Origin of the sequence: Streptomyces spiroverticillatus (assembly GCA_014650415.1) — a bacterium.
GTDB classification, from domain to species: domain Bacteria; phylum Actinomycetota; class Actinomycetes; order Streptomycetales; family Streptomycetaceae; genus Streptomyces; species Streptomyces spiroverticillatus.
Genome location: BMUX01000025.1, coordinates 1 through 14,460, shown reverse-complemented (window position 1 = coordinate 14,460; position 14,460 = coordinate 1). Strand labels below are relative to the sequence as shown.

At 72.9% G+C, this 14,460-nt stretch carries 6 protein-coding genes; 5 read left to right on the top strand and 1 reads right to left on the bottom strand.

Going from position 1 to position 14,460, the window contains the following annotated elements; all coding sequences use genetic code 11:
• The first annotated feature begins 3 nt into the window (after positions 1-3).
• The 5 genes from IE269_RS38270 to IE269_RS38250 all read left to right on the top strand — a co-directional run bounded on the left by IE269_RS38270 (position 4) and on the right by IE269_RS38250 (position 10,069).
• Positions 4-759 (top strand): thioesterase II family protein, encoded by a 756-nt coding sequence (locus IE269_RS38270; RefSeq protein ID WP_189827939.1) that lies wholly within the window; start codon positions 4-6, stop codon positions 757-759.
• Positions 759-2,882: an aminodeoxychorismate synthase component I gene (pabB, locus tag IE269_RS38265; RefSeq protein ID WP_189827938.1), complete on the top strand. Its 2,124-nt coding sequence runs from the start codon at positions 759-761 to the stop codon at positions 2,880-2,882. Before IE269_RS38270 ends, pabB begins: the two co-directional genes overlap by 1 nt.
• Positions 2,883-2,952: 70 nt before the next feature.
• Complete coding sequence (locus IE269_RS38260; protein ID WP_189827937.1) at positions 2,953-8,064, top strand: type I polyketide synthase; 5,112 nt, start codon at positions 2,953-2,955, stop codon at positions 8,062-8,064.
• A gap of 149 nt (positions 8,065-8,213) precedes the next feature.
• Positions 8,214-9,218: an ATP-binding cassette domain-containing protein gene (locus IE269_RS38255; protein ID WP_229898459.1), complete on the top strand. Its 1,005-nt coding sequence runs from the start codon at positions 8,214-8,216 to the stop codon at positions 9,216-9,218.
• Positions 9,215-10,069 carry an ABC transporter permease gene (locus IE269_RS38250; RefSeq protein WP_189827936.1) on the top strand — a complete coding sequence of 285 codons (855 nt, stop codon included), beginning with the start codon at positions 9,215-9,217 and terminating at the stop codon, positions 10,067-10,069. Before IE269_RS38255 ends, IE269_RS38250 begins: the two co-directional genes overlap by 4 nt.
• 179 nt (positions 10,070-10,248) lie before the next feature.
• On the opposite strand, the gene IE269_RS38245 is transcribed toward IE269_RS38250, so the two are convergent.
• Positions 10,249-14,460, bottom strand: a 4,212-nt coding sequence (locus tag IE269_RS38245; protein ID WP_189827935.1) for a type I polyketide synthase, incomplete at its 5' end; no start/stop codon positions are given.

The following is a 14,460-nucleotide window of genomic DNA, read 5'->3' as shown; positions in this document are numbered from 1 at the left end:
ATCTTGAACAGCACGGACCACTCCTCGGCCCTGTGGCTGCGCCGCTTCCACCCGGCCGCGGAGCGTCCCGTCCGGCTGGTCTGCTTCCCGCACGCCGGCGGGTCTGCCAGCTTCTTCCACCCGGTGTCGGTGCGGTTCTCCCCGGCCGTCGACGTCATCGCACTGCAGTACCCCGGCCGTCAGGACCGTCGACACGAACCCTGCGCGCCGGACCTCGCCACCCTCGCCGACCGCATCGTCGACGAGCTGCTGTCCCAGGACGAGAAGCCCACCGTGTTCTTCGGACACAGCATGGGCGCGGTGCTCGCCTTCGAGACGGCCTGGCGGCTGGAGCACAAGGGCGCCCACGCACCGAAGTCGGTGATCGCCTCCGGTCGCCGCGGTCCTTCCACCGTGCGCACCGAGACCGTGCACCGCCGCGACGACAACGGCATCATCGAAGAACTGAGACTCCTCAACGGCACCAACCCCGATCTCCTCGGCGACGAGGAGATCCTGCGGATGGCACTGCCCGCCATCCGCGGGGACTACGAGGCCATCGAGAAGTACGAGTGCCCGCCCGACCGCACGCTCCGCTGCCCAATCACGGTGCTCACCGGCGACGCCGACCCGCGCACCTCGTCCGACGAGGCCCTGGCCTGGCAGAGGCACACCGAAGGCGCCTTCCGGATGGAGGTGTACCCCGGCGGTCACTTCTTCCTCACCGACCACATCAGGTCCGTGGGTGACGAGATGGCACGCGAACTCGGGATCCTGTGATGCGCACCCTCCTCGTCGACAACTACGACTCCTTCACCTACAACCTGTTCCACTACCTCGCCGAGGTCAACGGCCGGGAACCCGAGGTGATCCGCAACGACGACCCCGCCTGGCGGGCGGGGCTCCTCGACGAGTTCGACAACGTGGTGCTGTCTCCGGGGCCCGGCACCCCGCACCGCCCGGCCGACTTCGGTCTGTGCGCGCGCATCGCCGAGGAGGGCCGGCTCCCGGTGCTGGGCGTGTGCCTCGGTCACCAGGGCATGGCGCTCGCGCACGGCGGCGAGGTCGGCCGTGCACCGGAACCGCGCCACGGGCGGACCTCGTGGGTGCGGCACTACGGCACCGGGCTGTTCGAGGGCATCCCCGATCCGCTGGAGGTGGTCCGCTACCACTCGCTGGCCGTCACCTCGCTGCCGCCCGCCCTGGAGGCAATAGCCCACAGCCCCGACGACGGGGTCGTCATGGCGCTGCGCCACCGCAGCCTGCCGCTGTGGGGCGTGCAGTTCCACCCCGAGTCGATCGGCACGGCCGGCGGACACCACCTGCTGGCCAACTTCCGCGACCTGACGTCCGCGCACGGCAGGCGCAGACGGAGCCCGGCGCGCGCACCGCAGCCGGCACCCGAAGCCCCGCCCCCGGCTGCTCCGGTCCGCAGGCTGCGGGTCCTGGCCGAACAACTCGCCACCCGCTGGGACGCCGAACCGGTCTTCGACCGCCTCTTCCGCACCGGTGACCACCCCTTCTGGCTGGACAGCAGCCGCACGGACCCCTCCCTCGGCCAGATCTCCGTCATGGGCGACGCCTCCGGGCCGCTGGCCCGCACCGTCACCGCCGACGTGTCCGAAGGCACCGTCACCGTCACCGCGAACGGGCAGGCGCACAGCGTGCGGAGCCCGTTCTTCGACTGGCTGGAGCGGGATCTGGGCGGGCTGCACACCGAGGTCCCGGAACTGCCCTTCGAGTTCGCCCTGGGCTGGGTGGGCTGCCTGGGTTACGAACTCAAGTCGGAGTGCGGCGGCGAGGCGGCCCACCACTCCCCCGACCCGGACGCCGTGATGGTCTTCGCGGACCGGGCCGTCGTACTCGACCACCGCACGGACACCACGTACGTCCTCGCGCTCACCGAGGACGGTGCGCAGGACGACGCCCGCGCCTGGCTGCGCAGCACCACGGCCGAGCTGGCACGGCTCGCCGGGCGGACACCCGCCCCCTGCCCGCCGCCGGTGGGGCTCACCGAAGCGGATCTGCGCCCGCGCCACGACCGCGACGCCTACCTCAAACTCATCGACGTCTGCCACGAGGAGATACGCGCCGGCGAGACGTACGAGGTGTGCCTGACCAACATGATCGAGGCGGACACCGGCCTCGACCCCTGGCAGGCCTACCGCCACCTGCGCCGGGCGAGCCCGGCCCCGTTCGCCGCCTTCCTCTGCTTCGGCCCGCTGGCAGTGCTGAGCACCTCGCCCGAACGGTTCCTGCGCATCGACCGGCAGGGCGCGATGGAGTCCAAGCCCATCAAGGGCACCCGGCCACGGCACGCCGACCCGGCCCAGGACGCCCTGCTCGTCGCCGATCTCGCACAGTGCGAGAAGGACCGCGCCGAGAACCTGATGATCGTCGACCTGGTCCGGCACGACCTCAGCCGGTGCGCCGAGGTCGGCTCGGTCGTCGCCGACCCGGTGTTCCAGGTCGAGTCCTACGCGACCGTGCACCAGCTCGTCAGCACCGTACGGGCGCAACTGCGCACCGGCACGAGTGCGGTGGCAGGCGTACGCGCGGCGTTCCCCGGCGGGTCCATGACGGGTGCGCCGAAGATCCGCACCATGCAGATCATCGACCGGCTCGAAGGCGGCCCCCGAGGCGTCTACTCCGGCGCGATCGGATATTTCTCGCTGACCGGCGCGGCCGACCTGAGCATCGTCATCCGCACCGTGCTGCTGAGCGGCGGCACCCTGCGTTACGGCGTGGGCGGCGCGGTGATCGCCCTGTCCGACGCGGCCGCCGAGTACGAGGAGACGCTGGTCAAGTCGGCGCCGCTGCGCGCCCTGCTGCACGCACCGGGCCCGGCGGCGGACCGGGCCCGGGCCGTCGGAGGGGAACGGGTCGAAGGGGCTCACATCTAGGGCTTTTCCCGGTGGGAGCGGAGTCAGCATGGAGACGCAACATCCCCAGCGGCCGGCTTTCTCGGGAGTAATGGTGTCCGTCCACGTCGATGACTACGCGGTCCGACCGGCCGCCGATCCGAGCGGAGCACTGCGCGGGCTCACCCTGCCGGCCGTGTTCCGCGCCGCCGCCTGGCAGGCCCCGGATGCCGTCGCCCTGAGCGACGGCGACCGGCACCGGACCTGGCGGCAGTGGGCGGCGGACGTCGACGCGCTCGCCCGGGCCCTCCAGGAACTCGGCGTCGACGTCGGCGACGTGGTCGCCGTCCAACTGCCGAACTGCTGGGAGTACCAGACCCTGCACCTCGCCGTCGCGGCGATCGGCGCTGTCATGATGCCCGTCCACCAGGGCCACGGCAGCGCCGACGTGCTGGCGCTGGTGCAACGGGTGGCGCCGGTGGCGGCGGTACTGCCCGCGGACTCCGCGCACACCGCCGACCCGCAGGCCCTGGCCGCTCTGCGGACGGCCGTGCCCTCACTGCGGCCGGTCCTGGTGGCGGGCGCGGGTTCGGCGGGCCTCTTCGGCATCGACGCGCTGCTGGAACGGTGGGCGGGTGCTGTTCCGCGCCGTGTGGACGTACGGCCCCAGATGCCCTTCGTGCTGCTGCCCTCCTCCGGGACCACGTCCGCCAGGCCCAAGATCTGCCTGCACAGTCACGACGGTCTGATGTCCAACACGGCGGCGGTGACGCAGGAGGCGGCCGAGGCCTTCGAGGGCGGGGTGCTCACGGCCTGCCCGCTCACCCACCTCTTCGGCCTCCAGTCCCTGCACGCGGCCCTGTTCGCCCGCTGCCGGCAGGTGTTGCTGCGTGGCTGGGACCCGGACCGGTTCCTCGAACTGGCCCGCGCGGCCCGCCCCGGCGTGGTCTTCGCCGTGCCCACCCAGCTGCACGACGTGGCCGCGCGGATCACCGAGTCCGGCGCACCGGCCGGCTTCAGTCCGCGCGAGGTGCGCACGGCGGGCGCGGCTGTTCCGGCCGCACTGGTCACCCAGGTGCGCGAACTCCTCGGCAGTCCGCTCGTCGTGGTGTGGGGCATGTCCGAACTGGGCACCGGCACCTGCACGTCCGCCGCCGACCCCGCCGACGTGGCCACCCGCAGCGTGGGCCGGCCGACCCTCGGCGCGGCTGTACGCATCGTCGGGGAGGACGGCACCGAGTGCGCTCCCGGTGAGACGGGCGAGCTCCACTACCGCAGCCCCGGCATGTTCCGCGGCTACCACGGAGAGCCCGCACTGACCGCGACCGCGGTCACCGAGGACGGCTGGCTGCGCACCGGGGACCGGGCGAGCGTGGACGGCGACGGCCGGGTCCGCTTCGTGGGCCGCTCCGCCGAGCTGATCAACGTGGGCGGCCGGAAGTTCGACGCGACCGAGATCCAGGGAATCCTCGCGGACCTGCCGGGCCTCGGCCCCGCCGCCGTCGTCGCCAGGCCCGACCGGCGGCTGGGCGAGTACCCGTGCCTGGTGGTCACCGGGCGCGCCGAACGCGCCGTCACCCTGGCGACGGTGACGGCGTTCCTGCGGGAGCGCGGCGTCGCCGACTACAAGATTCCGCTGGAGCTGGTGACGGTCGACGTGCTGCCCCTCACCCCCGCGGGCAAACTGCACCGGCGCTCCCTGGAGGCCCTGCTGGCAGAGCGGGACCCGAGTGCCGGCGCCGGTGGCGCGTCCGTGCCCGCGTCCTACGCCGCGGCCCTGGCCCTGGTCCGTGCCTGCGTCACCGAGGCGCTGGCGCCCACGGAGGAGTCCGCCCCGATCGGTGCGACCACCACATTCCGGGGCCACGGGCTGGACTCCGTACGGAGCATCCGGCTGCGCAACCTGCTCGCCGAGGCGACCGGCCTCCCCCTGCCCGCCTCCCTGGCCTTCGACTTCCCGACTCCCCACGCGATGGCCCGCCACCTACGGGGCGAGCCGGCCTCGGACGCCGCCGGGCCCCCCGCCGCGACGACCGACGATCCCGTCGCCGTCGTGGGCATGGCCTGCCGACTGCCGGGCGGGGTACGCGGCCCCGAGGATCTGTGGGCCCTGCTGGCGGACGGCCGGGACGCGATCGGGCCCTTCCCCGAAGACCGCGGCTGGGACCTCGCCCGGCTCTTCGACGAGGACCCCGAACGCCCCGGCACCTCCTGCACCCGTGAGGGCGGATTCCTGGGCGGGGCGGGCGCGTTCGACGCGGGATTCTTCGGTTTCTCCGACCGGGAGGCACTGGCCGCCGACCCGCAACAGCGACTGCTGCTGGAAACCGCGTGGGAGGCCCTGGAACAGGCGGGCATCGACCCGGCCACCCTGCACGGCTCGCACACCGGGGTCTTCACGGGCGCCATGTACCACGACTACGCGCCGTCAGCGTCCGGCGAGGACCGGCCCGAACTGGAAGGGCTCCTGGCCCTGGGAACCGCCGGGAGCGCCCTGGCCGGCCGGATCTCGTACTCCTTCGGCCTCCAGGGCCCCGCACTGACCGTGGACACCGCCTGCTCGTCCTCGCTGGTGGCGCTCCATCTGGCGTGCCGCTCGCTCCGGTCGGGCGAGTCCTCGCTGGCGCTGGCGGGCGGGGTCGCCGTGATGGCCACCCCGGCCTCGTTCACGGAGTTCTCCCGGCTGCGCGGGCTGGCCCCCGACGGCCGCTGCAAGTCGTTCGCCGACGCCGCCGACGGAGCGGCCTGGTCGGAAGGGGTCGGGCTGCTCGTCCTGGAGCGGCTCTCCGACGCCCGGCGCCACGGGCATCAGGTGCTCGCGCTGGTCCGCGGCTCGGCGATGAACCAGGACGGCGCCTCCAACGGGATCACCGCCCCGCACGGGCCCGCGCAGCGGCGGGTGATCCGGCAGGCTCTGGCCGACGCCGGGCTGAGCGCCACCGACGTGGACGCGGTGGAGGCGCACGGCACCGGGACGACGCTCGGCGACCCGATCGAGGCGCAGGCACTGCTGGGTACGTACGGCGCCGCACGCGAGCCCGAGCGGCCGCTGTGGCTGGGCTCGGTGAAGTCGAACATCGGGCACGCGCAGGCCGCCGCGGGCGTCGCCGGTGTGATCAAGACGGTGCTCGCCCTGCGCAACGGCGTGCTGCCCCGGACCCTGCACGTGGACACCCCGACCACCCATGTCGACTGGTCGCCGGGGACGGTCCGGCTGCTCACCGAGGCACGGCCGTGGCCCCGGGAAGCCGGGCGGACCCGCCGGGCCGCGGTGTCCTCGTTCGGGATCAGCGGCACCAACGCACATGTGATCGTGGAGGAGGCCCCCGGGGACGCGGAGGAATCCGTCGCCGAGCGGCCCGCGCCCGGGGACGGCCCGGTGGCCTGGGTGCTGTCCGCGCGTGACGCGCCCGCCCTGCGCGACCAGGCCCACCAACTGGCGGCGCACGTGGAGTCCCGGCCGGAACTGCCGGTGGCGGACGTCGCCTACTCGCTGGCCGTCGGACGCACCGTGCATTCCGGCGCCCAGGCGTTCGTCGTCGGCGCGGACACTCAGGAACTCCTCGCTTGCGTCAGGGAGTTGGCCGACCGGGAGTTCCCCCCGAGTGATGCCGGCGAGGGCGATCTGGCGTGCGTGTTCGCCGGGCAGGGCAGCCAGCGCCCCGGCATGGGACGTGAACTGGCTTCCGCGCACCCGGTGTTCGCCAAGGCGCTGCGCGAGGTCTGCGACGTACTCGATCCACTGCTCGACCGGCCACTGACCGAGGTCATGTGGGCCGCCGACGGTCCGGACGCCGCACTCCTGGACCGTACCGAGTACACACAACCCGCCCTCTTCGCCCACCAGGTGGCCCTGTACCGGTTGTTCGAGTCGTGGGGGGTGGTGCCCGGCCGGCTGGCGGGGCATTCGGTGGGCGAGATCGTCGCCGCGCACGTCGCGGGTGTGCTCTCCCTCGCGGACGCGGCCCAGCTGGTCGCCGCCCGGGGCCGGCTGATGCAGCAACTCCCCGAGGGCGGAGCGATGCTGGCCGTACGGCTCGCGGAGGCCGAACTCGGCCCCTGGCTGGAGGGCACGCGTGATGGGCCGGTGGCGGTGGCCGCCGTCAACGGACCGCGTTCGCTGGTCCTCTCCGGCGCGGTGGAGCCTCTGGAGGAGCTGGCCGGGAGGCTGTCGGCCGCCGGGCACCGGACCAAGCGGCTCGCCGTCAGCCACGCCTTCCACTCCCCGCTGATGGACCCGGTGCTGGACGCGTTCCGTGAGGTCGTCGCCCAACTCGCTTTCGCCGCACCCGCCTTGCCGGTCGTCTCCGGGCTGACCGGGGCGCCGCTCACCGCCGCCGAGGCGTGCGACCCGGAGTTCTGGGTCCGGCACGTCCGGGAGCCGGTCCGCTTCCACGACGCGGTCGACAGGCTGCTGGCCGACGGCACCGGCGCGTTCCTGGAACTGGGCCCGGAGCCCGCGCTGGCGCCCATGCTGGAGGAGTGCCTGGCCGGACGCCCGGCCGCCGGGGCTGTCGTCCCCGCGGGCGGCACGGCCGAGGAGCGCTCGGTGCTCACGGCGCTCGCCCGGCTGCACCTGTACGGGGTGCCGGTGGCCTGGAGGTCGGTGCTGCACGGCGCGCTGCCCGCCCCGTTGCCCACGTACCCCTTCCAGCACCGCACCTACTGGGCCGCGGGCGGGGCACCGGTATCGCCGACGCCGACCGCATCAGCCCCGGCACCGTTCGCGCGGCGGCTCGACGGGCTGGGCGGGGCCGAACAGCGGGCGCTGCTGGTCCGGCTGGTGCTGGAGGAGACCGGGGCCGTACTCGGCGGCCGGACGCTGAGCGCCGCAGACGCGGACCTCTCCTTCTCGGACATGGGCCTCACCTCGGTCGGTGCGGTCGAGCTGCGCAACCGGCTGCGGGCGAGCACCGGGGCGCGGGTTCCCGCCACCGTGGTGTTCGACCATCCGACCCCGGCGTCCTTGGCCGACCTGCTGCGAGGGGACCTCGCGGAGACCGCGGGGCCGGGCGACCGCACGGTGGCGGCACTCGTGGCCGAGCTGCACGCGCTGCTGTCGGCGGGCTCGGACCTCGACGCGGACAGCGCGGACCTCCTGCGCGCCCTCGTACCCCACCGGGAACCGGTTGTTCCTGCACCCCGGTCGGGCTCAGACCCCTTCGACCTCGACACCGCCTCGGACGAGGACCTGTTCCGACGCCTGGACGGCATCGACCGCTGACGGGCCGTTGCGGTTCCACGCCACAGCCGACCGGCATCCGTGCCGGTCGGCTGTTTCCATGCCCCCGCCCTCCGTCTCCTCCCTTTCCCCTCTCCCCTTTCCCGAGCTCCCCCCTTCCCGAGCACCCCCGACAACCCTGGAGAACTCCCATGAGCGGGCTCCCCATCGAACCTCCCGAAACCATGATCGAGGCACGGAACCTCAGCAAGACCTTCGGCACGGTGCGCGCCCTGGACTCGGTGCACCTGTCCGTGCCCCGCGGGTCCGTCCTGGGCCTGCTGGGCCACAACGGCGCCGGAAAGACCACCCTGGTGGGCATCCTCACCACCGCGCTCACCCCGACCTCCGGCACGGCGTCGGTCGCCGGGCACGACGTGGTGCACCAACCTCACGAGATACGCCGGCGCATCGGGCTGACCGGACAGTTCGCCTCGGTGGACGGCCAGCTGAGCGGCCGGGACAACCTGCTGCTGATCGCCAGGCTGCTGGGCGCCGGCCGCCGGGCGGCGCGGGCACGCGCGGACGAGCTGCTGGAGCTGTTCGCTCTCCAGGACGTGGCCGAACGCCGCGCCCGCACCTACTCCGGCGGGCTGCGCCGACGGCTCGACCTCGCGACAAGCCTGGTCGGTCACCCGGAGGTGGTCTTCCTCGACGAACCGACCACGGGCCTGGACCCGGAGGCCCGGCTGGGCCTGTGGGAAATCGTCGAGGGACTGGTGACCGAAGGCGCCACCGTGCTGCTCACCACCCAGTACCTGGAGGAGGCAGACCGGCTCGCGGACTCCATCACCGTGCTGTCCGGCGGCCGGGTCATCGCCGACGGCACGGCGGCGGAGCTGAAGGCGGCCGTCGGCCGCCGCACCGTCACCGTCACGCTGGACCCGGCCGCCGACCTGGAGAGCGCGGTTGCTGCCCTGCGCCGGGCCGCGCTGGAACCGTCGGTGGCCTTGCAGAACGACTCTCTCGTCATCCCGATCGACGCGTCGAAGGACGTGGCGACCGTGATCCGCGCCCTGGACCAGGCCGGGGCCGAAGCATCCGAGCTGTCCTTCGGCGAGCCCACGCTCGACGACGTCTACCTCGCCCTGGCCGGCCGGACCCCCGTACCCGTCCGGTCCGGCTCCCCCGCCCTGTCCGAAGGATCCGCCGCATGAGTGCGACTGTCACCCCCGACGCCACCACCATCACCGAAGTGGCCCCCGCCGCGCCGCGCCGGCAGAAATGGCCGGACAGCTCGGTGTTCCTCCAGATCCGGGTGCTCACCACACGTTCGCTGCGCTCCATGGCGACCGACCCGGGGGTGGTGCTCTTCGGACTGCTCCAGCCGGTGATCATCCTGTTCGTGCTGACCCAGGTGTTCAGCAAAATGGGAGCTCCGCCGAACTTCCCCGCCGGAATCACCTACCTCGACTTCATCCTGTCCGCGGTGCTGGTGGACAACGCGGTGCAATCGGCGGTCCAGTCGGGTGTCGGGCTCGTCGACGACCTCAAGAACGGGGTGGTGGCGCGGCTGCGGTCCCTGCCCATCATGCCGTCGTCGCTGCTCATCGCCCGCAGCCTCGCCAACCTGGTGCGCAGCGCGGTGCAGGCCGTGGTCATCCTCGCGCTGGCGTTCGGCGTGCTCGGTTACGCGCCTGCGGGTGGGGCAACCGACGTGGCGGCCTCGGTCGGGCTGACCCTGTTCATGAGCTGGGCACTGGGCTGGGCGTTCATCGCTGCCGGTGCCTGGCTGCGGAGGGCCGAGCCGATGCAGAACCTCGCGGTGATCGCGATCCTGCCGCTGATGTTCGCGTCCAGTGCCTACATGCCGGTCGAGGACCTGCCCGGCTGGCTGGCCGCGGTCGCCGGGGTCAACCCGCTCACGTACGCGATCGACGCGACCCGCGCGTTGGCGCTGGGCATCCCGGGTGCGGACGCGATCGTCCCGGCGCTGGTCATCGGCTGTGTGATCGCCGCCGTCGGCGGTGTGCTGGCGGTTCTCGGCTTCCGCCGACCGCTGCACTGACCACACGCGCTCCGTGCTCCGTCCTGTGCGGGGCACGCACGAAGCCCCCGGGCCCGGACTTCCGAGGAAGTCCGGGCCCGGGGGCTTTTCGCTGGCCGACGGCCATGAACCGAGCCGGCCGGGTCGGTCCCGGAGATCGGGCCCGGGATACGGCCCGGGTTCCGGGACCGGCGGGGCGGCTACAGGCCCAGCTGCTTGTCCAGCAGGTCGAACACCTCCTCGTCGGAGGCCGCTTCGAAGTCGAACTCGTCGTCCTCCTCGGTGGATTCGCCAGGAGCCGCGGTGCGCAACGCGCCCCACTTCTCCTTCAGGACGTCGAGCCGTCCCGCCACCTGCTCGAACGTCTCGTCGCTCACCTCCGCCCCGGTGAACGCCAGCTCCAGACGCGCCAGTTCGGCCAGCAGGGTGGCGGAGGCGTCGGGCTGCGCCTGCGGCCGCAGGTCGAGGAGCCCGTACAGGTGGTCCACAAGGTCCTGGGTCGTCGGGTAGTCGAAGACCAGGGTCGCGGGCAGCCGGGTCCCGGTCAGGGCGCCGAGCCGGTTGCGCAGTTCGATCGCGCTCAGCGAGTCGAGTCCGAGTTCCTGGAAGGAGCGCCCCGGGTCGACGTCCGATGACCCGGCGTGCCCGAGGACCGACGCGGCCTGACCGTGCACCTCGGCGAACAGTGCGTCGTACCGTTCGGCCTGCGGCAGGGCCGCGAGCCGGTCGGCGAACCCACTGCCCGTGGCGTCCGCCGCGGCGGAGCGACGCACGGTCCCGCGGATCAGGCCACGCAGCAGGGCGGGCACCTCTCCACGGGCGCGGAGCGCGGCGAGGTCCAGGCGGACCGGCAGCACGGCCGGTTCTGCGCCTCCCACCGTGGTGTCGAACAATGCGAGCCCCTGCTCCGGGGTGAGCGGCGGAAGTCCGGCCCGGGCCATGCGTTCGGCCTCGGCCGCTGTCAGCTCGCCGGTCATGCCGCCGCCGCTGCGGGTCCACGGGCCCCAGGCCAACGACGTTCCGGGCAGGCCGCCGACTCGGCGGTGCCGGGCGAGGGCGTCCAGATAGGCGTTGGCGGCGGCGTAGTTGGCCTGCCCCGCGTTACCGAGGGTGCCTGCCGCGGAGGAGAACAGGACGAAGGCCTCCAGAGGCAGGTGTCGGGTCGCCTCGTGCAGGTTCCAGGCCGCGTCCACCTTGGGACGCAGCACCTCCGCGAGCCGCTGCTGGGTCAGTTGGCCGACGATCCCGTCGGCCAGCACACCCGCGGTGTGGACCACCGCGCGCACGGGGTGACGGGCGACGAGCCGGGCCACTGCCGCCGGGTCTGCGACGTCGCAGGCTTCGACGGCCGTACGGGCACCGAACCCGGCGAGCTCCTCGATGAGTTCGGCCACGCCCTCGGCCTCGGCGCCCCGTCGGCTGACCAGGACCAGTTCGCGCACGCCGTGCTCGACCACCAGGTGCCTGGCGATCACCCGGCCCAGGCCACCGGTACCACCGGTGATCAGGACCGCACCGTCACCAGCCCACACCGGGGCGGCCGGTCCGGTGCCGGCGGAGGTGGAGCCCGCCGGGTCGGTGACCCGGGCGAGCCGCGCCGCGAGGACCATGTCGCCACGCAGGAGGACCTGTGGCTCTGCGGTGGCGAGGGCCCGCGGCAGCAGTGCCGTCGCCTCCGCGCCGTCGAGGTCCACGAGGCCGAAGCGGCCCGGGTTCTCCGAGATTGCCGAGCGCACCAGCCCCCAGACGGCCGCGGCCGCGAGGTCCGTGCCCGAGGCCGCGCCCTGGGTGACGAACACCAGGCGTGCATCGGCGAAGCGGTCCTCCGCCAACCAGGCCTGTACCAGCTCCAGAACCTGGAGCGTCGTCCCGTGCACGGTCTCCGGCGTACCGCTGTCGTGGCTGACCGGGCTGTCGTGGCGGTCCTGGCCGCCTTCGGAGAGCAGCGGTACGAGGACGACGTCCGGTACGGGCCGCGCGGCGTCGGCGTCCAACTCGGCGGCCAAATCGGCGAGATGGGCGTACACCGGGTGGTCGCCCAGGGGGCTTGTGGTGGCAGCACCACCGGGTGTGGCGAGCGGTGTGGCGAGTGCCGCGGTACGCAGGTCGCCGTAGCCCTCACCGTCAGGCTCGACGGGTGTCCAGTCCAGGTGGAACAGGGAGTCGCGGTGGACCCCGGCGCCCGCACCCAGCTGCTCGGGGCTCAGCGGCCGTACGACCAGGGACTCGACGGAAGCCACCGGCGCACCCGTGGCGTCCGTGAGGGCGAGGGACACCGCACCGCCGGTAGCGGACCGGCTCAGCCGCGCCCGCACCGCCGAGGCACCGGAGGCGTGCAGGGAAACACCGGTCCAGGAGAACGGGACCCCTCCGCTCCGCCCCTCGGCGGCGCCGTCGGTCCCGTCGGACAGCGCGAACGCGTGCAGGGTGGCGTCGAAGAGCGCCGGGTGCAACGCGAAGGCCGAACCCTCGGTGCCTTCGGGCAGGGAAATCTCGGCGTACACGTCCTCACCGAGTCGCCAGGCCGCCCGCAGCCCCTGGAACACGGGTCCGTACTCGAACCCGGCCTCGGCGAACCGTTCGTAGACGTCCGTCACGTCGAGGGACTCCGCCCCGGTCGGCGGCCAGACCGTCGCGTCGAGCGGCACACCGGTGGGTGCGGGGCCGCCCGCGAGAACACCGTCGGCGTGGCGCGTCCACGGCTCGTGGGCGCCGCCGGAGGCGGGCCGTGAGTGCACGCTGAGCGCACGCCGGCCTGCGGAGTCGGGGGCGGCCACGGCCACCTGCAACTGCACGGCGGCACCCTGTGCGGGCAGCACGAGCGGTGCGGCGAGGGTCAGTTCCTCGACAGTGGGGCAGCCGAGTTCGTCGCCGGCGCGGACGGCCAGTTCGAGCAGGGCCGTGCCGGGCACCAGGACCGAGCCCATGACCACGTGATCAGCCAGCCACGGGTGTGTGGCAACCGAGAGGCGTCCGGTGAACAGGAACCCGTCGGAGCCGGCCAGTTCCACCGCCCCAGAGAGCAACGGGTGCTCCGCGGAACGCAGCCCGAGCGCCTCCGCACCACCCCTGCCGACAGGAGTGCCGATGGGCCAGAAGCGCCGGTGCTGGAAGGCGTAGGTCGGCAGATCCACCGACCGGGCGCCGCTGCCGGCGAAGAGGGCCGCCCAGTCGACCTTCGCGCCACTCACATGGAGTTCGGCGAGTGCCTGGAGGGCGGCCGTCTCCTCGTCCCGGTTCTTGCGCAGTACGGGTACGAGGACGGCGTCGCTGTCCTCGGGCAGACAGCCGGCAGCCAGGGCGGACAGGACCCCGTCCGGGCCCAGTTCGAGGAACCGGGTGACGCCGAGGCCGATGAAAGTCCCGATGTCGTCGGCGAAGCGGACCGCATCGCGGACGTGGCGCACCCAGTACTCCGGGTCGCAGACCGACTCCGCATCCTTGGCCAGCGGAATCACGGGAGCCGAGAAGGACAGCCCGGAGACCACCGTACGGAAGTCGTCCAGCATCGGGTCCATCAGCGGGGAGTGGAACGCGTGCGAGACACGCAGGCGGGTCGTCTTGCGGCCCAGGTCCTCGAAGTGGGTTCGTACGGACTCCACCTGGTCCGCCGCGCCGGACACGACCACGGAGGTCGGGCCGTTAATCGCCGCGATCGACACCAACTCGCCCAGGAGCGGCAGGACTTCATCCTCTGTGGCCTGTACGGCGAGCATCGCACCGCCCTCGGGCAGCGCCTGCATCAACCGGCCCCGCGCCGCGACCAGCGTGCACGCGTCCACGAGGGAGAGGACACCGGCGACATGTGCGGCCGCGACCTCACCGATCGAGTGACCCGCCACGAAGTCCGGCCGCACACCCCACGACTCCACCAGACGGAACAGGGCCACCTCGACCGCGAACAACCCGGCCTGCGCGAACACGGTCTGGTTCACCGCCTCCGCGTCCTCACCCCACACCACCTCCCGCACCGGCACATCCCACTGCTCACACACCGCATCGAAGGCGGCCGCGAACACCGGGAAACGCGCATACAACTCACGCCCCATACGCAGCCGTTGCGACCCTTGTCCGGAGAACAGGAACGCCGTCTTCCCGGCACGAACCTTGCCCTCGACGACCTGGTCGCCATTCAGCACCACAGCCCGGTGAGCAAAGACCGACCGAGTGAGCGTGGACAGACCCACGTCCACCGGACGCAGCTCCGCCTCCTCGACGTACGTGCGCAGCCGCCCGACCTGGTCGCGCAGAGCCTCTGGTGTCTTGCCAGACACCAGCCACGGGAATACACCTGGCACAACCTCGGCCTGCGGCACCACTTCAGCCGCCTCGAACTGCTCCAGCACCACATGCGCATTCGTCCCACTGATACCGAACGACGACACACCCGCCCGCCGCACCCGACCCGACTC